Genomic DNA, 17,743 nt, shown 5'->3' on the forward strand with positions numbered 1-17,743 from the left:
ACGCGTGGTCCGCGCTCGCCGACGCACGGTCCGCTCCCAGCGGCGCGAGGCCCGGCCCCACCGACGCGTGGTCCGCGCTCGCCGACGCACGGTCCGCTCCCAGCGGCGCGAGGCCCGGCCCCACCGACGCGTGGTCCGCGCTCGCCGACGCACGGTCCGGTCCTTCCGGCTCGCGGTCCACCCCAACCCCGCCGCGGTCCGACCCCACCGGCGCAAGGTCCGGTCCCACCGACGCGCGGTCCGATCCCACTGGCGCGCCGTCCGCCTCAACCTCGCCGCCGACCGCCCCCAGCGGCGCAAGACTCACCCCGGCCGACGCGCGGTCCGTCCCGAAGCGACCGGCAAGCGCGGCAGCGAGCTCCGCGGCCCGCCCGGTGTCGAGGTCGAAGACCTGGACGTGCCCGGCTCCGGCCGTCAGGAGGCCATGGGCCACCGCCGCCCCCGCTCCGCCTGCGCCGAGCAGCACCACCGAGCCGAGTTCGGCGTCGGGCAATCCAGTCTGGAGGCCGCGGGCGAAGCCGGACCAGTCGGTGTTGTGGCCGATCGCGCTGCCGTCGCGGAACACGACCGTGTTCACCGCGGCCAGCGCGGCCGCGTCGGGAGACAGCTCGTCCAGGTGCTCCAGCACCACCTGCTTGCAGGGGTGGGTGATGTTCAGCCCGCGGTACCCGGCGTCGCGGGCCGCGGCCAGCATCGGGCCGACCGCGGTGGCCGGCACGTTGTGGTCGTCGAGGTCGAAGCGGGTGTAGACCAGCGCCAGACCGAGGCGGCGCGCCTCGGTCTCGTGCAGCGGCGGGCTCAGCGACGGCCCGATGCCCGCGCCGATCAGCCCCGTGAGCACCGTGCCCGGGGTCGCCCGCGCTGCGCAGTCACGGATCGCCTCGACGGCTGAAGACAACGACACCAGCACTCCCGTAATGTACGAACCAGTACGTTATTTGTACCTCATGGTGTCGGCGCCGTGAAGGGGCTGCGATCCGCCGCGACGTCCTAGAGTGGGCACCACCAGCCGAAGCGAGGAAGGAAGCCCGTGGCAGCACCATCGTCGGATGAGGTGTCGAAGGTCGCCGCGAAGGGCGGGCCCGAGCGCATTCGCGACGCGGACCGCACCCGCGCCGAGATCCTCGACACCGCCGCCCGCGAATTCGCCGAAAAGGGCTTCGACGGCGCGCGGGTGGACGAGATCGCCGCGAAGACCCGCACCACCAAGCGGATGATCTACTACTACTTCACCAACAAGGACCAGCTGTTCGTCGAGGTGCTCGAACGCGCCTACACCGTCATCCGCTCCCTCGAGCAGAACCTCGACGTCGACCACCTCGACCCCGCCGAGGCGATCCGGCAGCTCGCCGGGCTCACCTTCGACCACCACGAGTCCCACCCGGACTTCGTGCGGCTGGTCAGCATCGAGAACATCCACCGCGCCGAGCACATCGCCCGCTCGAACGCGCTGTCCAACCTGGCCAACCCCGCGCTCGACGTGCTCACCCGCATCCTCGCCCGCGGCCGCGAAGCCGGGCAGTTCCGCGACGACGTCGACGCGCTCGACGTGCACATGGCCATCAGCGCGTTCTGCGTGTTCCGCACGGCGAACCGCTACACGTTCAACGCCATCTTCGACCGCGACATGCTCGATCCGGCCCACCGCGACCACCACCGGCGGATGGTCGCCGACATGCTGGTCAGCTACCTGACGACCCGCTGAGCCGCACGATCCGGTCGGCGACCACCGGGTACCGGGTGAGCACCTCCGGATCGTGCCCCGGCACCACCGGACCGGCGCCGGCCAGCTCCTTGACCCGGTCGAAGGCGCCGTAAACGCCGGTCATCGAGTGCAGCAGCGGCGCCGGGTGGTCGTTGTCGATGTTCTCGTGGAAGTGACTGGCGTCCGAGGCCAGCACCACCGGGCCGGCGGCGGTCTCGACCCGGACGACCTGCATCCCGGCGGTGTGCCCGCCGACCAGGTGGACACCGAGCCCCGGCACCACCTCGGCGTCCCCGTCGACGAGGTGCACCCCGGCCCGCACGCGTTCGAGGGCCACTTCGTCGAGCAGCCACCGTTCCCGCTCGATCCGCTTCGCCCACGGGCCCGTCCAGTAGTCCATTTCGGACTGCTGGACCACGAAGCGCGCCCGCGGAAAGTCGGCCACCGTGCCGCAGTGGTCGTAGTGGAGGTGCGTGAGGACGACCTGGTCGACCGCGTCCGGCTCGACACCGAGTTCGGCGAGCAGCCGGACGGGCTCGACGTAGTCCAGCCCGTCGATCTCCCGTGCTCGCGCCGCCCGGATGCCCGCGTCGACCAGAACCGTGTGCTCCGGCGACACCGCGAGCCAGACGTAGTACGCGGTCGGATGGGGTTCCGCGGAATCCTTGCCGTAGCCGAGGAAATGCTCACCGCGGAAACCCGTCCGCCGGCCGTAGCACAGCGCGTAGACCTCGAACTCGCTCACTTCGGGGCGCTGACCTCGTTCCGGGCCGGCGCCGGTTCCTTGAGGCCCAGCTGGTCGGTCGGCACCCGGTAGGTCTCCCGCCCGGTGGCCACCGCGATCACGTTCACCAGGCACAGCGCGGCGGTGAAGATCGCGACGCCCAGCCACGCGCCCCGGCTCGTCCCCGTCACCCCCACCGCGATGCTGGGCAGGAACCCGCTGATCGCGAACCCGATCTGCGTCCCGATCGCGGTGCCCGAAAGGCGCACCCGGGCGGGGAACATCTCGCCGTAGAACGACGGCCACACCGCGCTCGTGGCGGTGTAGACGATCCCGAACATCCCGATGCCGACCACGAAGATCCAGGGGTAGCTGCCGGCCGCGATGGCGCCCAGGTACGCGAAGATCAGGACCGCGCAGCCCAGTGACCCCGCGATGAAGATCCGCTTGCGGCCGACGCGGTCGGAGAGCTTCGCCCACAGCGGGATCGAGAGCACGGCGGCGACGTTGGCCAGCACCCCGACCCACAGCATGGGTGTCTTGCTCAACCCGACGGTGTTCACGGCGTAGCTGAGCGCGTAGACGGTGAAGATCGTGCTGACCGACGCGATCAGCGCCGCCACGACCACGCGCAGGACGTCGGCCCAGTGGTCGCGCAGCAGCACGGCCAAGGGCAGCTTGGCCACCTCGCCGCTCGCGACCTCCTGCTGGAACACCGGCGTCTCGTCCAGCGAACGGCGGATGTAGTAGCCGACCAGCACCACAACGGCGCTCAGCCAGAACGGCACCCGCCAGCCCCAGGACAGCAGCTGCTCCTCCGGCAGCGCGGCGACCGGCAGGAACACCGCCGTGGCCAGGATCTGACCGGCTTGGGTGCCGCTGAGCGTGAAGCTCGTGTAGTAGGCGCGGCGGTTTTCCGGCGAGTGTTCGAGGCTCATCGAGTTCGCGCTGGCCTGCTCACCACCGGCGGACAGGCCTTGCAGCAGCCGCAGCGCGACCAGCAGGATCGGCGCGGCCACGCCCAGCGTGCCGTAGCCGGGCAGGCAGCCGACGAGCACGGTGGACACCCCCATCAGCAGCAGGGTCGCCAGCAGCACACGTTTGCGGCCGAACTTGTCCCCCAGGTGCCCCAGCAGCAGCGCCCCGAGCGGCCGCGACACGTACCCGACGCCGAAGGTCGACAGCGCCAGCAGCGTGCCGGTCGCCGGCGACGAGGCCGGGAAGAAGATCTTGTTGAACACCAGGGCGGCGGCCGTGCCGTAGATGAAGAAGTCGTAGTACTCGAGCGCACTGCCGATCCACGCGGCCAAGGCTGCCTTGGCGGGCCGGCCCACGGGCGGCGCTGCGCCATTCGGACGATCGGTCACGTCAATCTCCTCCGTGGGTGCGCCGTCGCAGTCCGCCAACTAACCGGTCAGGTATGTACCGTACGGTTAATTAGAGAGATTGAACGGCGCCCGCGGAGTTGTCAAGGGCGAGTTTCGCGTCAGCGGTGGGCCGGCAGGATCGACGTCGGCATCGGGCCCTTGTTGCGCCTCCCCTGGGTGCTCTCCTCCCACGCGTGCGCGAGGATCCCGACACTGCGGCTCAGCACGAACAGCCCGCGGGCCAGTGGCGGCGCGAACCCGAGTTCGGCGTAGATCACCGCCGTCGCACCGTCGATGTTCATCGGCACCGGCTTCGTCCGCCCCTCGTTGAGGAGACGCTCCACCTCCCGAGCCGCCCGGAGGTGCCGGCCCGCGACCACACCGTTCTCGACCGCGGCGTCCACCAGGGCCAGGAGCGGCGCACGGCGGGGGTCGACCGGGTGGAAGCGGTGCCCGAACCCGGGCAGGTACCGGCTGCGGGCCCGGTGTTCGGCGACGACCTGCGTGGTCGCCTCCGTGAGGTCGAGCCCGCCGGACTCCCGCGCGACGATCTCCGAGAGCAGTTCGACGCACTGCTGGCCCGCGCCGCCGTGGGAGTCGCCCAGTGCGTTGACCCCCGAAGCCATCGCGTTGTTGATGCCCACTCCGCACGTCACGGTCATCCGGGCGATCGCGATCGACGGGGCCTGCGGGCCGTGGTCCACCGACGCGACCATCGCCGCCTCCAGGAGCGCCGCCTCCTGCGGGGTGGGGCTGCTTCCCCGCACCAGCAACCAGATCGTCGCGACGAAGCCGTGTGATCCGATCAGCTCCTGCACCGGGATCCCGCGCAGCTCCAGCACGCCGGGCTCCATCCGGCTGATGCTCGTGGCCCACCAGTCCGCCACTTCGCCGGCGGTCGCGTCCCGGGGTTCGGTGTCCATGTCAGTCCTTGTCCGTCGGTACCAGAGAGGCTCCGGCCGGGCGCGGGATGTCCGCGACGAGCCAGCGGCGCGCCAGCTCGGCGGCCTCGGCGTTGTGCTCCCCGAGCACCGGCGGCGGGCCCGGCGGCCGCAGCGGCGCACCGTCGAGGTGGACGCCGTTCCCGCTCGCCCGGAGTGTCCGTTGTGGATCACCCGGGAACCCGACCTCGGTGAAGAACCCGCGGTGGGCCAGCTGGTCGGACTCGATCGCCTGGGGCACGGTGAGGATCCGCGCGGCCGGCACACCCGCTTCCGAAAGGATCCGCTCCCATTCGAGCGCGGGACGCCGGCCCAGCGCGGTGTTGAGCTCGGCGGTGAGCTCGGCACGGTGGGTCTTGCGGTCTTCGCGGTCGGCGAAGCGAGGATCGGACACCAGGTCCTCGCGCCCGACCAGGGTGCACAGGCTGACGAACTGGGTCTGCCGGTTCGCCGCGATGTTGAGCGGGCCGTCCGCGGCGAAGAACGTGCCCGACGGCGCGGCGGTGGCGTTCTCCCGGCCCATCGGCACCGGCGGGACACCGCTGATCACGTAGTTCGACACGACCCAGCCCATCGCCGAAAGGGATGCCTCCAACATGGACAGATCGAGGAAACAGCCTTCACCCGAACGTTCCCGGCCGACCAGAGCGGCCGAAATGGACAGTGCCGCCATCAGCCCGCCGACGGTGTCGGACACCGGGAACCCGACCCGCAGCGGCGCGGTCTCCTCGGTGCCGGTCACGCTCATCATGCCGGACAGGCCCTGGATGATCTGGTCGTAGGCCGGCGCCTGGCTCATCGGGCCGGTCTGCCCGAAACCGGAGATGGCGCAGTAGACGAGGCCGGGATTGATGCTGCGCAACCGATCCCAGCCCAGGCCGAGCCGGTCGAGCACACCGGCCCGGTAGTTCTCGAGCACCACGTCGGCGCCGCGGACGAGGTCCTCGAACAGGCGCCGCTCCCCCGCGTCCTTCAGGTTCAGCTCGATCGACTTCTTCCCCGCGTTCTGCGCCAGGAACGAGGTTCCGTTCCCTTCGCGGTTCAGGTCGGCGTCCGGGCCCAGGTGCCGCGCCAGGTCGCCGGAGCCGGGGAGCTCGATCTTCACGACCTCGGCCCCGAAGAGCATCAGCTGGTAGCTGCAGTAGGGACCGGCGAGGACGTTGGTCAGGTCCAGCACCCGGATACCGCGAAGCGGCTTTCTCTGCATTCCCTCTCCTTGGGCGAACACGGCTTTCGGAACGGCCCGCGGAACCGGGACGGACCTCAGCCGATGAAGGGGTGGTCGAAGCCCCGCTCCGTCATCCGCGTGGCGGTCTCCTGCAGGTCGGTGACGAACCCGGGGATCTCGTCCTCGGGGAAGCGGATGGTGGGGCCGCTGAGCGAAAGCGCCGCGACGACGGTGCCCCCGCGGCCGATCAGCGGAACGGCCACGGCCGACAGGCCCGCTTCGCGTTCTCCGTGGCTCACGGCGAACCCTTGGTCGGCGGCTTCGCTGAGCCCCGACTGCAGCACCTGCACGTGCTCGGATCCGTGGGGCGAGCTTCGCGCGATCCTCGTCAGCAAAGCAGGCTTGGCGTCGCGGAGCAAGACCTTCGAGGAAGCCCCGCCCCACAAGGGAAGTTCGTCACCCACGCGGACGACGTGGCGCAGCGGCTGCGGGCTTTCCTGCTGGGCCACACAAACCCGGTACATGTCGCGCAGGACGTACAGGTTGACGGTCTCCCGCCGCCGGTTGCCGAGGTCCCGCATGAGCTGTTTCATCTCGTCGGGGATTTCCCAGGTCTGGCGCGCGAGGTGCGCCCACCGCCACAGTCCCGGGCCGGCCATGTAGCCCTTGTTCGTCGCCCAGAGCAGGCCGTTCTGCTCGAGGGTCTGCGTCAGGCGGACGGCCGTCGTCTTCGCCAGGCCGGTGGCCTTGACGATGTCGGAGATGGACACGGTCGGCTGGGTCTCGGTCAGCAGGCCGAGGATGTCGAGCGCGCGCTGGACACTGCGCACGCCCTGCGACTCGGTGCCCTCGCCCGCGCCGTCCCGATGCTCGGTGATCTCGTTCGCACCGGAACGCTTCATGACCCACACACTCCTTGCAGCTTCGCTAATGAACCGGTTGGTGAATACTTCGGCCGGAGGTCTTGCCAGCGACGGGCGGCTGAACGTACGTTACACGACGGGCCGCAGAGTGGTCCATACGTACCGTTCAATGGTTCGCAAGGGAGCGTGGCGGTGCTGCAGGAAGTGCTCGAACCCGCAAGATCCGACAACCCGATGGCGGCCCCCGCGTTCATCGCCGGCCAGTGGTCGCGGGACGGGACGCCCGCCGAGCGGATCGGTCCCCACCTGAGGAAAGTGGTCACCCGCTTCGCTTCCGCCACCGACGGCCAGGTGACGCGGGCGGTGGAGTTCGCCGCGCGCAACACCAAAGCCGTCGCGGACCTGGCCCCGGCGAGCCGGGCCACGATCCTCGAACGGGCCGCGAAGCTGGCCGCCGAGCACCGGGACGACCTCGCCCGGATGATCGCCCGCGAACTCGGGAAACCGCTCAAGGACGGCCGCGGTGAGCTCGACCGGGTCGCCGACACCTTCGCCGTCTGCGCCGGGGAAACCCGCCACATCGGCGGCGACGTGCTCCCCGTCGCCGGCTGGGCCCGCGGCACCGGCAACACCGCCATGACCTACCGCGCCCCGGCCGGGGTGGCCCTGGCCATCACGCCGTTCAACGCCCCGGCGAACCTGCTCGCCCACAAGCTCGGCGCCTCCTTCGCCGCGGGCAACACGACGCTGGTGAAGGCGCCGCCGCAGGCGCCCGCCACCACCACCGCGATCGTGGCGCTCCTGCTCGAAGCCGGGATGCCACCCGAAGCAGTGCAGCTCCTGCACGGCGGTGGTGACGTCGGCGCGAAGCTGTGCGCCGCCGGCGAAGTCGCCGTCATCAGCTTCACCGGCAGCGCGGAGACCGGCGCCGCGGTCGCCCGCGCGGCCGGGGCCAAGCGGCTGGTCCTCGAGCTCGGGGGCAACGCCGCCACCCTGGTCTGCGCGGACGCCGACGTCACCCACGCGGCCAAGATCTGCGCCCGCACCGGGTACAGCAACTCCGGCCAGAGCTGCATCTCCGTGCAGCGGATCTACGTGCACCGCAGCCGGTTCGACGAGTTCCTGGACGTCCTGCGCGCCGAAGTCGCCACACTGAAAGTGGGTGACCCGCTCGATCCCACCACGGACGTCGGGTCGATGGTCGACGAAGACGCCGCGACCCGCGTCGAGAAGTGGACCGCCGAAGCCGCCGCCCAGGGCGCCCGGGTCGTGCTCGGCGGCACCCGCGACGGCGCCACCCTGCACCCGACCATCGTGGCGGAACCCGCGCCCGACGCGACGATCGTCGTCCAGGAGGTCTTCGGCGCGCTTGTCGCGGTGCTGCCGTTCGACGACCTCGGCGAAGCGATCGAAGCCTGCAACCGCAGCCGGTTCGGCCTCCAGGCCGGTCTCTTCACCCACGACGTCCGCACGATCATCAACGCCTGGCGCGACCTGCAGGTCGGCGGCCTCGTTGTCAACGGCTCGTCGAACTACCGGCTCGACCACATCCCCTTCGGCGGGGTGAAGGACTCCGGCTTCGGCCGCGAGTCACCGGCCCCCATGATCGACGACTACACCGTGGTCAAAACCCTGATCCTGCGCGGCATGTCCGTCTGGGGCGACCGATGACCGACCTCGCCGACCGAAGGAGCCAGCCGGCCATGACCTCCCCCGCCCCCGCGATCACCGCCGCCGAAGCCTTGGTGCGCCAGCTCGAGTCCTACGGCGTCGAATACGTCTTCGGGCTGTGCGGCCACACGAACATCGCCCTCCTGGACGCCTTGAGCCGCAGCAGCATCGAGTTCGTGATGGCTCGCCACGAGCAGGCCGCCGCGCACGCCGCCGACGGGTACGCCCGCGCGTCCGGCAAACCCGGCGTGCTGCTCGTCCACGTCGGACCGGGGATGATGAACGCGATCACCGGCGTCGCCACCGCCGCGATGGACTCGGTGCCGCTCGTCACGATCACCGGCGACATCCCGTCGTACTTCTACGGCCGGCACCCGCACCAGGAGGTCAACCTCCACGCCGACGCCGACCAGACCGCCATCTACCGGCCGTTCGTCAAGCGCGCCTGGCAGGTGCACCGGGTCGAGGACCTTGCCCGGTTCACCGAACGGGCCTTCTGGACGGCGACCTCGGGACGGCCCGGCGCGGTGCTGCTGAGCGTGCCGATGGACCACTTCTCGCGCCCGGTGGATCCCGCGAGCTATCCATTGCCGCAGCAGGTCACCACACCGGGACTGTCCGATGTGGACGCACGCCGGATCGCCGAGGTGCTGACCACCGCCGAGCGTCCGCTGATCTACCTCGGCGGCGGCCTGCGCACCCCGGCCGGGCGCGCGGCGCTGCTCGAGCTCGCCGAACACCTCGACATCCCGGTCGCCCACTCGCTGATGGCCAAGGGCACGCTCCCGGACCGGCACCCGCTCGTCATGGGCATGACCGGGTTCTGGGGCCTGGAGCTGACCAACGAGTACACCCGCAAGGCCGACGTCGTCCTCGCGCTGGCCACCCGCTTCGCCGAGACCGACGCCAGCTCGTGGGACACCGAGTACACCTGGGCGTTCCCGCCGGGACGGCTGATCCAGATCGACATCGACGCCGCCGAGATCGGCCGCAACTACCCCGTCGAGATCGGCGCGGTCGCGGACGTAGCGCACGCGGTGCCCGCGATCACCGCCGCGGTGAAGGCCCTGGTGCCGGCCGCCACCGAACGGCCGGGCCTGCGCGAGACCATCACGACCGCCCGGTCGGAGCTGTTCGCCGCGAGCCAGGAACGCGGCCGCGGCAACGACTTCCCGCTGCGGCCGGAACGGATCCTCGAGGACCTCCGCACCACTTTGCCCGCCGACGCCGTCCTGGTCACCGACGTCGGCTGGAACAAGAACGGTGTCGCGCAGTGCTACGCCCTGCCCGACGAAGGCCGGTTCATCACGCCGGGCGGCGCGTCGACCATGGGCTTCGGGCCGGCCGCCGCGGTCGGGGTGCAGATCGCCGAGCCCGACCGGGTGGTGGTCGCGCTCGTCGGTGACGGCGGGATGAGCTCCCAGCTGCCGGCCGTGCCGCTCGCCGTCGAGCGCGGGCTGCCGGTGATCTTCGTGGTGATGAACAACCGTGCCCACGGCACCATCGCCGACCTGCAGGCCGCGAACTTCGGCCGCAGTTTCGGCTGCGAGTTCCGCGACCGGGACGGCAACCCGTCCTCACCGGACTTCGCGGCGTTCGGCCGCGCCTGCGGCGCCGACGGCTACCTCGTCGAGAACCCGGAAGGGCTCGCCGCGGCGCTGCGCGAGGCGATCGACCGCCGCCGACCGGCGGTGCTCGACGTCCCGATGGTCAACGAGCCGGTGCCGACCCCCGGGCACTGGAACATCAAGGACATCTACCAAGGCGTCTTCGAATAACTCCCCCACTCCCCCCTGACACAACGAGGTGGCAATCATGACCCGGTTCGGCATCGGGCGCGTGCTGGCGTGCGCGACGGCAGTCCTCACGATAGGTGCCTGCAGCGCACCCGGCAGCTCGTCGTCCACCCCCGCCGACACGAGCGGCCCGATCAAGATCGCGGTGGTCGACGCGCAGAGCGGGCAGCTCAGCTCGCTGGGCGCCTGGGAGTCCAAGGGCGCGAAGCTGGCGGTCGACCAGTGGAACGCCAAGGGCGGTGTCAACGGCCGCAAGGTCCAGCTCGACGTCTTCGACGACGCCGGCGACCCGACGGTCGGCACCAACCTGGCGCGCAAGATCGCCAGCGAGGGGTACGTCGCGATGATCGGCACCGCGGAGAGCGCCGTCACCGTGGCGATGGCACCGGTGCTGCAGCAGGCGAAGATCCCGAGCATCACCTCCGGGCAGTCGCCGTCGATCACCGCGGTCAAGAGCCCGTTCCAGTTCCTCAACGGCCCGACCAGCACCACCTACGACGAGACGCTGGCCAAGCACCTCGTCGACCAGAAGGGCCTGAAGAGCATCGCCTTCATCACCAACAACGGCTCCTACGGCAAGGGTGAGCACGACGCGTTCGGCAAGGCGCTGGCGAATCGCGGGGTCAAGCCGGTCGACGACCAGGTCGTCACCACCGACCAGAAGGACTTCAGCGCCGCGCTCACCTCGATCCGGCAGAAGAACCCGCAGGTGCTCTTCGTGGGCACCGAAGAGGTCGAAGCCGGGCTGATCGTGAAGCAGGCCCGTGAACTGGGCATCACCGCGGTGGTCGCCGGCGCGGCTCCGATGGGCACCACCGTCTACCTCAGCACCGCGGGCGCCGCGAACGCCGAAGGCACCGTCGTCAGCAGCCCGTACCTGAGCAACGAGATCAACGACGCGTCCCGCGCGTTCGCCCAGGCCTACAAGGCCGCCTACAACGAAGAGGCCGAGCTGCACGGCGCCAAGGCGTTCGACGGCACCAACATCTTCCTGACCGCGCTCAAGAGCAGCAACGCCGCCACCGGCCAGCAGCTCGCCGACACGATCCGCGGCACGAAGTACCCGGGGCTGCTCGGCACCTTCACGTTCGACCAGACCGGGGTCGGCATCCACGCCACGGCCATCGGCGTCATCACCGCCGGCAAGCTCGTGGCGGCCGCCAGCTGATCACGCCCGGGCCGCGCGTGATGGGCGCGCGGCCCGCGCGTCGGTGAAAGGACCTCAATGCAAGTCTTTCTCCAGACCCTCGTCGGCGGGCTCAGTTTCGGCGCCGTCTACGCCCTCGTCGCGATGGGCTTCTCGATCGTCTACCGCACGATGGGCCTGGTGAACTTCGCCCACGGCCAGGTGGTGATGGTCGGGGCCTACGCGGCGTCGACGTTCTACATGTCCTCCCGGCTGCCGTTCATCCTGGCGATCGTCGTCGCGATGCTGGTCACCGGGGCCATCGCGCTGGTGATGGAACGCGTGCTGCGGCCGTTGGAGAACAAGGACTTCGACCTCATGCTGATCGGCACCATCGGCTTCGGGGTGGTGCTGGAGTCCCTCGCGACGATCATCTGGGGCGCCACCGGGCACGCCGTGCCGACGCCGGTCGCGGCCGAGCCGCTCGACGTGTTCGGCGTCCGCATCCGCACCTACAGTCTCGTGGTCCTCGGCATCGCCGCGGTGGCCACCGTGCTCCTGCTGCTGTTCCTGCAGCGCACCAAGCGGGGCGCGGCGATGCAGGCCGTCGCGATGGACCACGAGGCCGCCACCGCGGTCGGCATCCACGTCGGCCGCAGCAACGCCATCGCCTTCGCCGTCGGCGCGGGGCTGGCCGCGCTCGCCGGCGGGCTGGTCGGCCCGCTGCTGTACGTGAGTCCCACGCTGGGCGGGACGCTGGGCATCAAGGGTTTCGCCGCGGCGATCCTCGGCGGCTTCGGCAACATCACCGGGGCGATCGTCGGCGGGCTGGCCATCGGGGTGCTCGACTCGTTCGCCTCCGGGCAGTTCCAGGGTTACTCGGACCTGGTCGTGTTCCTGGTCTTCACGGTGATCGTCATGGTGAAGCCGACCGGCCTGTTCGGCGAGCGGACGGTGAGCCGCGCATGAACCCGCTGCTGCGCAACCGGCTCCGGAGCGCCCAGCTCATCGCGGTGGTGGTCGTCGCGGTGTGCGCGTGGTTCCTGCCCTACGGCCTCGACGGTTACGGCATCCACGTGGTCAACATCGCGATCGTGTTCGCGCTGCTGGCGGTCGGGCTCGGGCTGGCGATGGGTGTCGCCGGCCAGATCAACCTCGCCCAGGTCGCGTTCTTCGGCGTCGGCTCCTACGCCCTGGCGATCTTCACGACGACGTCCGGCCTGGGGTTCTGGGTCTCGGCGGTGCTCGCGATGCTCGCCACCGCGCTGGCCGGGCTGTTCGTCGGGATCCCGGCGCTGCGGGTGCAGTCGCACTACCTCGGGATCGTCACCCTCGGTCTGGCGCTGGCCTTCACCAACTGGGTGACCAACGCGCAGATCGCGGGCGGCGCTTCCGGGCTCAACGGCATCCCGGTGCCGCCGCTGTTCGGCATCGACCTGTCCAACGAGTACCTGTACTACTACCTCGAGCTGATCGTGTTCGCGCTGGCCATCGCCTTCGCGGTGTTCCTCGTGCGGACGGCGCTGGGCCGGCGGCTGCGGGCGATGCGCGACGACTCCCTGGCCGCGGGCGCGGTCGGGGCGCCGGTGCCGCTGCTGCGGATGACGGCGTTCCTCACCGCCAGCGTCTACGGCGGAGCGGCGGGCGTGCTCTACGCGGGCCTGATCCGCTACATCGCGCCCGAGACGTTCAGCGTGGCCAACATGTTCCTGCTGCTGGCGATGGTGATCATCGGCGGCCGGCAGAGCATCCTCGGCTGCGTGATCGGCGCGGTCGCGTTGTCGCTGGTTCGGGAGGCGCTGGTCGACTTCTCGGTGTACGCGCAGCTGGGTTACGGCTCGGTCGTCGTGCTGATGGTCGTCTTCGCGCCGACGGGCCTCGCGGGCCTGCCGGGCCGGATCCACCACGCGGTCCGGCGGCGGCGCTCCGGCGACCGGGCGGTGCTCAAGCCGTTCCGGCCCTACGCCCCGGCCGAACCGGCCGGGCAGGGCCCACCACTGGAGATCGCGGGGATCAGCAAGAACTTCCGGGGGGTCAAGGCGCTCAAGGACGTCTCGTTGTCGGTGGCGCCGGGCGAGATCCGCGGCATCGTCGGTCCCAACGGCTCGGGGAAGACGACGCTGTTCAACGTGATCAGCGGCATCTACACCGCGTCGTCGGGCACCGCGACCTTCGGCACCGAGGTGCTCACCGGGCAGCGGCCGTACCAGCTGTCGCAGCTCGGGCTCGCCCGGACGTTCCAGAACCTGCGGCTGTTCGGCGAGATGACCGTCGAGGAGAACCTCCTGGTTGCGCTCGACCGGTCGGCGATGCGGTCGCTGTGGCGGTACGTCCTGTGGCCGGTCGGGATCTGGCGCTTCGAACGCCGGCTGCGGCACGACGCCGCGCAACTGCTGGAGCGGTTCGGGCTCGAGGACTACCGGGCCGCGGCGCCGAAGTCGCTGCCCTACGGGATCCAGCGGCGGGTCGAGCTGGCGCGGGCGATGGCGTCCGGGCCGAAGCTGCTGCTGCTCGACGAGCCAGCGGCCGGGCTCAACGGGCAGGAGGTCGGGCAGCTGCAGGAGATCGTCCGGTCCATTCGCGACAGTGGCGTCACCGTGGTGCTCATCGAGCACAACATGGGCCTGGTCATGTCGCTGTGCGACCGGATCACCGTGCTGGCCAGCGGCGGGGTGATCGCCGAGGGGACGCCGGCCGAGGTCGCCGTCCGGCCCGAAGTCATCGAGGCGTACCTGGGTGACTCGTTCAGCACCGCCGAGGTGGTGCGTGCGGTGGAAACGGAGACCATGTCGTGAAAACTGTCACGGAAGTGGGCGACCTGGTCGTCGAGGATCTGTCGGTGCGGTACGGCGGGGTCCAGGCGGTCAGCTCCGTCGGGTTCTCCGTCGGGGCGGGAAAGTGCGTGGGCATCATCGGCGCCAACGGTGCCGGGAAGACGTCGACGCTCAAGGCGTTGATGGGGCTGGTGCCGCGGTCGGTGGGCGCGTTGCGGCTCGGCGAACACGACCTGACGAAGGTCAAGCCCCAGGACATCGTGCGGCACGGCATCGGTTACGTCCCCGAAGGCCGGCACGTCTTCGACGGGCTGACGGTCGAGAAGAACCTGCTGCTGGGCGCGTACCTGCGCTCGTGGAAGGGAAAGACGCAGGAGACGCTGCGTGAGGTGTACGAGATGTTCCCGGTGCTGGGCGAGATGCAGCACCGGCTGGCCGGTGCGCTGTCCGGTGGTCAGCAGCAGATGCTGGCCATCGGCCGCGCGCTGATGTCGGAGCCGAAGCTGGTGCTGCTCGACGAGCCGTCGATGGGCCTGTCCCCCAAGCTCGTGGAGGAGATCCTGGCGACCCTGCAACGGCTGAGCGCGGCGGGGCTCGGGTTGTTGCTGGTGGAGCAGAACGCGAAGCTGACGTTCGAGGCGACCGAGAGCTGCCTGGTGATGGAGAACGGCCGGATCGCGATGACCGGCAGCTCGGCGGACCTCAGTCACGACCCGCTGGTGCGGCAGATCTACCTCGGGCTCTGATTCGGGCCGCCACCGGCCGCCGCGGGGACGGCCGGTGGCGGCGGTGGGTCAGGCCAGCGGGCCGTACAGGCCGTTGCCCGGCGCCTCCGGGTCGGCGCTGGTGAAGTACTGCCGGGTGGCGGCCGAGATCTCGTCGCGGGTCAGGAAGCCGCTGCCGTCGGTGTCGAGCAGGCCGAACGTGTACTCGGCGTCGGCCTGCGCCGTGCCGTAACCGACCTGCAGGCGCACCCACTCCGCCTGGCTCAGCTGCCCGTCGCCGTCGGCGTCACCCATTGCCAGCAGCGCGTCGATCGCCGGCTGGAACAGGTCCTGGTACCGGTCGCCATCGGCGAAAACGGTCATACCGCCGGTGAACTCTTCGCGCGACACCCGGCCGTCACCATCGGTGTCGAGGTTGCCGGCCAGGGACTCCCACACGCGCCGGAACCCCGAGGTGACGGCCTGCGCCGCCGGCGTCTCGGTCGCGTACCCGAACGCGGCGGCCACCTGAGCACCCCGCAGCACGAAGTCGTCGTGCTCGATGAAGCCGTTGCCGTCGGCGTCGAAGTGCCGGAAGAAGTTCGACCACTTGCGTTCGAGGAGATCCTGGGACATCGAAGTCCTTTCGTTCGGGAAGAGCTGGCAGCGCGTCACGCTAGCCAGCCGCCCCGTCCTCGCACGAGAACGGTGATCACCACCCTCCGCAGCCGGACGCCCACGGTTTCCGGGGACCACCGGCCCCGATCGGGAAAGGACTCACAAGACCGTATGACGCCGGTTTGCCGATCGTGCGCCCCGGTGACATCCGCAGCAGGAACACGAGCGGTGACCGCACCTTTTGCCCCAACGGCCCAATGTTGGCGGCAACCCGCCGGAGCCCGGGAGACAGGACCACTTTGTGTCGTAGTCACGCGAAGACGAACCATTCTTTCGTGGACGCGCCTTCTGGTCATGACTGTTACCAGAGTCATTAGACTGCCAGTCGGTCCGGCCCTGTCCCCCTTGTCCCCCGGAGGTCGCATGACTCTCGCGCCCGACTGCGACCTGCTCGCCGAATACTCGTGGGACCACACGGTCGCGTCGCCCGCCCGCATCCGCGATGCGGCGCTCGGCGGCAAGGACAACTACTCCGCCGAGCGCCTCGCACTGAGCGAGCTCGAAGACGCCGCCCCCGGCTTCACCGATCTGCTCCGCACCGTCCGGGCGTGGCACGTGCGCGTCGTGCGGCTGCTGGCCGCCCGGGGGTTCGACCAGTTCCTGGACTGCGCCGCCGGACTGCCCACCGCCCGGGAGAACACGCACCAGACCGCGCAGCGGCAGAACCGCGAGGCGAAGGTCGTCTACACCGACACCGACCGCCTCGTCGTCACCTACGGGCGAGCCCTGCTCGACGACAACGACAACACCGACGTCGTGCACGCCGACCACCTGGATCCGCACCGGCTGCTCACCCACGAAGCGGTGCGCTCGGCGCTCGACCTCAGCCGGCCCGTCGCGCTGCTGATGACCGCCGGCGTGCACCACGAGCCGCACGACGAGCACCTGGCCACGGCGCTGGCCGGCTACCGGGAGCTTCTGCCCCCGGGATCGGCCCTCGCGCTCAGCTGCTGGTCCCATCCCGACGCTCCCGGCGGGCACCGGGCCCTCGCCCGGCAGATCGAGCACACCTGGGAATCGCTCTGCCACCGCCCGATCCGCGTGCGCACCGACACCGACGTCCGGCGCTTCTTCACCGGGCTCGACCTGCTCGAACCGGGGGTGGCGCGCCTCGACGAGTGGTGGCCCGACGGCCCGGTCCTCCGCAAGCCGCTGCCCGCGCAGCACCTGGCCTTCGGCGGCGTCGGTGTCAAGCGCGAGCAGGACTTGCGGTAGGACCCGGCGCGTCAGCGGCAGAACGGCGAAGCGCCGGCCGCGGACTTGATGCCGTTGACGATCAGCGACTGGAAGTACGCCGCCCCGTCCGCCGTGGTCGTGTTGGTGAACGCCCAGGCCTCGTGGCCCAGCGTTGTCACCCAGGAGCGGCCGCCGTCGTAGTACTGGCACCACGCCACCGGGTGGTTGTCACCGTGGCCCGGGTGGCCCATCGAGCCCTTGACGCCCTTCGCGAGGCTCTTCTCGTCGACCTTGGCCAGGATCCGGACGTTCGTGGGGAACGGCACCAGGTTGTACCACTCGTCGGTGAAGGCCCACCGGTTCGGCAGCCCCTTCGTCGAGACGTCGTTGCGGTCGGCCGTCTGCACCACCCCGGGCTGGGCCGGGCCGTGGTCGTAGTAGTTGGCCCCGCCGAGCAGGCCTTCGTACCACGGGAAGTTGTACTCGGTGCCGAACGCGTTGTGGATCGCGACGAACCCGCCGCCACCGCGGACGTACTGCCGCAGCGACGTCTGCGCCGCGTCGTCGAGCGTGTCGCGGCTGGTGCTGAGGAAGACCACCGCGTTGTACTTGAACAACGCGTTCGGGGTGGCCAGCTGCGTGACGTCCTCGGTCCAGTCGACGGTGAACCCGTTCTCCTGCCCGAGCCGTACCATCGCCTTCTGCGCGACGTTCGCGTCGGTGAGCGGCGGGTTCAGCCCGGGCGCGAGGGCCGGGCCCAGGTTGGCGTGCCGCGGTCCCGGGGTGCGGGTGTACACCAGCACCTTGACGCCCTTGCTGAGGTCGAAGTTGCCCCAGTTGTGGTAACACCGGGCATCCAGGCCGCGGCACACGCCGTAATCCGGGTCACCGAGGGCGGTCGCACCGGTCTTCGCGCTGTCGCCGTCGTGGGCGGACGCGGGCAGGCCGAACGCGAGCATGGTGGTCAGTGCCGCCGCCGTCGCGCTGGCGAGCGCGGTCAAGACCGTCGCCGATCGTCTCTTCATGGGTTTGCCATCCTTGGATCTCGAG

16 protein-coding genes are annotated in these 17,743 nt (G+C 70.4%); 8 read left to right on the plus strand and 8 right to left on the minus strand.

Annotated features, from left to right (window positions below; genetic code table 11):
* Positions 1–904, minus strand: a 904-nt coding sequence (locus ACIA5G_RS50610; RefSeq protein WP_395937178.1) for a shikimate dehydrogenase, incomplete at its 3' end; no start/stop codon positions are given.
* A 126-nt stretch (positions 905–1,030) separates the two neighbouring features.
* Here ACIA5G_RS50610 and ACIA5G_RS50615 point away from each other — a divergent pair.
* Complete coding sequence (locus tag ACIA5G_RS50615) at positions 1,031–1,705, plus strand: TetR/AcrR family transcriptional regulator (RefSeq protein ID WP_395937180.1); 675 nt, start codon at positions 1,031–1,033, stop codon at positions 1,703–1,705.
* Here ACIA5G_RS50615 and ACIA5G_RS50620 read toward each other — a convergent pair.
* The 5 genes from ACIA5G_RS50620 to ACIA5G_RS50640 all read right to left on the minus strand — a co-directional run bounded on the left by ACIA5G_RS50620 (position 1,683) and on the right by ACIA5G_RS50640 (position 6,807).
* Complete coding sequence (locus ACIA5G_RS50620; RefSeq protein ID WP_395937182.1) at positions 1,683–2,450, minus strand: N-acyl homoserine lactonase family protein; 768 nt, start codon at positions 2,448–2,450, stop codon at positions 1,683–1,685. The two genes, ACIA5G_RS50615 and ACIA5G_RS50620, sit on opposite strands and share 23 nt — an antisense overlap.
* Complete coding sequence (locus ACIA5G_RS50625; RefSeq protein ID WP_395937184.1) at positions 2,447–3,796, minus strand: MFS transporter; 1,350 nt, start codon at positions 3,794–3,796, stop codon at positions 2,447–2,449. Before ACIA5G_RS50625 ends, ACIA5G_RS50620 begins: the two co-directional genes overlap by 4 nt.
* A 119-nt stretch (positions 3,797–3,915) precedes the next feature.
* The gene (locus ACIA5G_RS50630) at positions 3,916–4,719 is read right to left on the minus strand and encodes a citryl-CoA lyase (protein WP_395937187.1); all 804 of its coding nucleotides are present in this window, start codon (positions 4,717–4,719) and stop codon (positions 3,916–3,918) included.
* Between the two features lies 1 nt (position 4,720).
* Positions 4,721–5,944 carry a CaiB/BaiF CoA transferase family protein gene (locus ACIA5G_RS50635; protein ID WP_395937189.1) on the minus strand — a complete coding sequence of 408 codons (1,224 nt, stop codon included), beginning with the start codon at positions 5,942–5,944 and terminating at the stop codon, positions 4,721–4,723.
* Between the two features lie 56 nt (positions 5,945–6,000).
* Positions 6,001–6,807, minus strand: coding sequence for an IclR family transcriptional regulator (locus ACIA5G_RS50640; RefSeq protein ID WP_395937191.1), 807 nt, complete (start codon positions 6,805–6,807; stop codon positions 6,001–6,003).
* 153 nt (positions 6,808–6,960) lie between these two features.
* Between ACIA5G_RS50640 and ACIA5G_RS50645 the strand changes: the two genes are divergently transcribed.
* The 6 genes from ACIA5G_RS50645 to ACIA5G_RS50670 are packed head-to-tail and all read left to right on the plus strand — an operon-like array spanning position 6,961 to position 14,881.
* Positions 6,961–8,439 (plus strand): aldehyde dehydrogenase family protein, encoded by a 1,479-nt coding sequence (locus ACIA5G_RS50645; protein WP_395937193.1) that lies wholly within the window; start codon positions 6,961–6,963, stop codon positions 8,437–8,439.
* Positions 8,440–8,471: 32 nt separating this feature from the next.
* Complete coding sequence (locus tag ACIA5G_RS50650) at positions 8,472–10,217, plus strand: thiamine pyrophosphate-binding protein (RefSeq protein ID WP_395937195.1); 1,746 nt, start codon at positions 8,472–8,474, stop codon at positions 10,215–10,217.
* Positions 10,218–10,254: 37 nt separating this feature from the next.
* Positions 10,255–11,403 (plus strand): ABC transporter substrate-binding protein, encoded by a 1,149-nt coding sequence (locus ACIA5G_RS50655; protein ID WP_395937197.1) that lies wholly within the window; start codon positions 10,255–10,257, stop codon positions 11,401–11,403.
* Positions 11,404–11,460: 57 nt separating this feature from the next.
* Positions 11,461–12,330: a branched-chain amino acid ABC transporter permease gene (locus ACIA5G_RS50660; RefSeq protein ID WP_395937199.1), complete on the plus strand. Its 870-nt coding sequence runs from the start codon at positions 11,461–11,463 to the stop codon at positions 12,328–12,330.
* Positions 12,327–14,156 (plus strand): ATP-binding cassette domain-containing protein, encoded by a 1,830-nt coding sequence (locus ACIA5G_RS50665; protein WP_395937202.1) that lies wholly within the window; start codon positions 12,327–12,329, stop codon positions 14,154–14,156. The genes ACIA5G_RS50660 and ACIA5G_RS50665 overlap by 4 nt, the downstream gene beginning before the upstream one ends.
* Entirely contained in the window at positions 14,153–14,881 is a 729-nt protein-coding gene (locus ACIA5G_RS50670; protein WP_395937204.1) for an ABC transporter ATP-binding protein, read from the plus strand. Before ACIA5G_RS50665 ends, ACIA5G_RS50670 begins: the two co-directional genes overlap by 4 nt.
* 48 nt (positions 14,882–14,929) lie before the next feature.
* On the opposite strand, the gene ACIA5G_RS50675 is transcribed toward ACIA5G_RS50670, so the two are convergent.
* Complete coding sequence (locus ACIA5G_RS50675) at positions 14,930–15,475, minus strand: EF-hand domain-containing protein (protein ID WP_395937206.1); 546 nt, start codon at positions 15,473–15,475, stop codon at positions 14,930–14,932.
* 405 nt (positions 15,476–15,880) lie between these two features.
* Between ACIA5G_RS50675 and ACIA5G_RS50680 the strand changes: the two genes are divergently transcribed.
* Positions 15,881–16,732, plus strand: coding sequence for an SAM-dependent methyltransferase (locus ACIA5G_RS50680; RefSeq protein WP_395937208.1), 852 nt, complete (start codon positions 15,881–15,883; stop codon positions 16,730–16,732).
* 11 nt (positions 16,733–16,743) lie between these two features.
* On the opposite strand, the gene ACIA5G_RS50685 is transcribed toward ACIA5G_RS50680, so the two are convergent.
* Positions 16,744–17,718, minus strand: a complete 975-nt coding sequence (locus ACIA5G_RS50685) for a ThuA domain-containing protein (protein WP_395937210.1) — start codon at positions 17,716–17,718, stop codon at positions 16,744–16,746.
* Positions 17,719–17,743: the final 25 nt, after the last annotated feature.

This window comes from Amycolatopsis sp. NPDC051758 (assembly GCF_044453095.1).
Lineage (GTDB): Bacteria > Actinomycetota > Actinomycetes > Mycobacteriales > Pseudonocardiaceae > Amycolatopsis.

What these genes read in the sequence shown, in the direction of transcription:
- ACIA5G_RS50630 (WP_395937187.1), bottom strand. Translation starts at nt 4,719, where the DNA reads ATGGACACCGAACCCCGGGACGCGACCGCCGGCGAAGTGGCGGACTGG.
- ACIA5G_RS50635 (WP_395937189.1), bottom strand. Translation starts at nt 5,944, where the DNA reads ATGCAGAGAAAGCCGCTTCGCGGTATCCGGGTGCTGGACCTGACCAAC.
- ACIA5G_RS50640 (WP_395937191.1), bottom strand. Translation starts at nt 6,807, where the DNA reads ATGAAGCGTTCCGGTGCGAACGAGATCACCGAGCATCGGGACGGCGCG.
- ACIA5G_RS50650 (WP_395937195.1), top strand. Translation starts at nt 8,472, where the DNA reads ATGACCTCCCCCGCCCCCGCGATCACCGCCGCCGAAGCCTTGGTGCGC.
- ACIA5G_RS50655 (WP_395937197.1), top strand. Translation starts at nt 10,255, where the DNA reads ATGACCCGGTTCGGCATCGGGCGCGTGCTGGCGTGCGCGACGGCAGTC.
- ACIA5G_RS50660 (WP_395937199.1), top strand. Translation starts at nt 11,461, where the DNA reads ATGCAAGTCTTTCTCCAGACCCTCGTCGGCGGGCTCAGTTTCGGCGCC.
- ACIA5G_RS50665 (WP_395937202.1), top strand. Translation starts at nt 12,327, where the DNA reads ATGAACCCGCTGCTGCGCAACCGGCTCCGGAGCGCCCAGCTCATCGCG.
- ACIA5G_RS50675 (WP_395937206.1), bottom strand. Translation starts at nt 15,475, where the DNA reads ATGTCCCAGGATCTCCTCGAACGCAAGTGGTCGAACTTCTTCCGGCAC.
- ACIA5G_RS50680 (WP_395937208.1), top strand. Translation starts at nt 15,881, where the DNA reads ATGACTCTCGCGCCCGACTGCGACCTGCTCGCCGAATACTCGTGGGAC.
- ACIA5G_RS50685 (WP_395937210.1), bottom strand. Translation starts at nt 17,718, where the DNA reads ATGAAGAGACGATCGGCGACGGTCTTGACCGCGCTCGCCAGCGCGACG.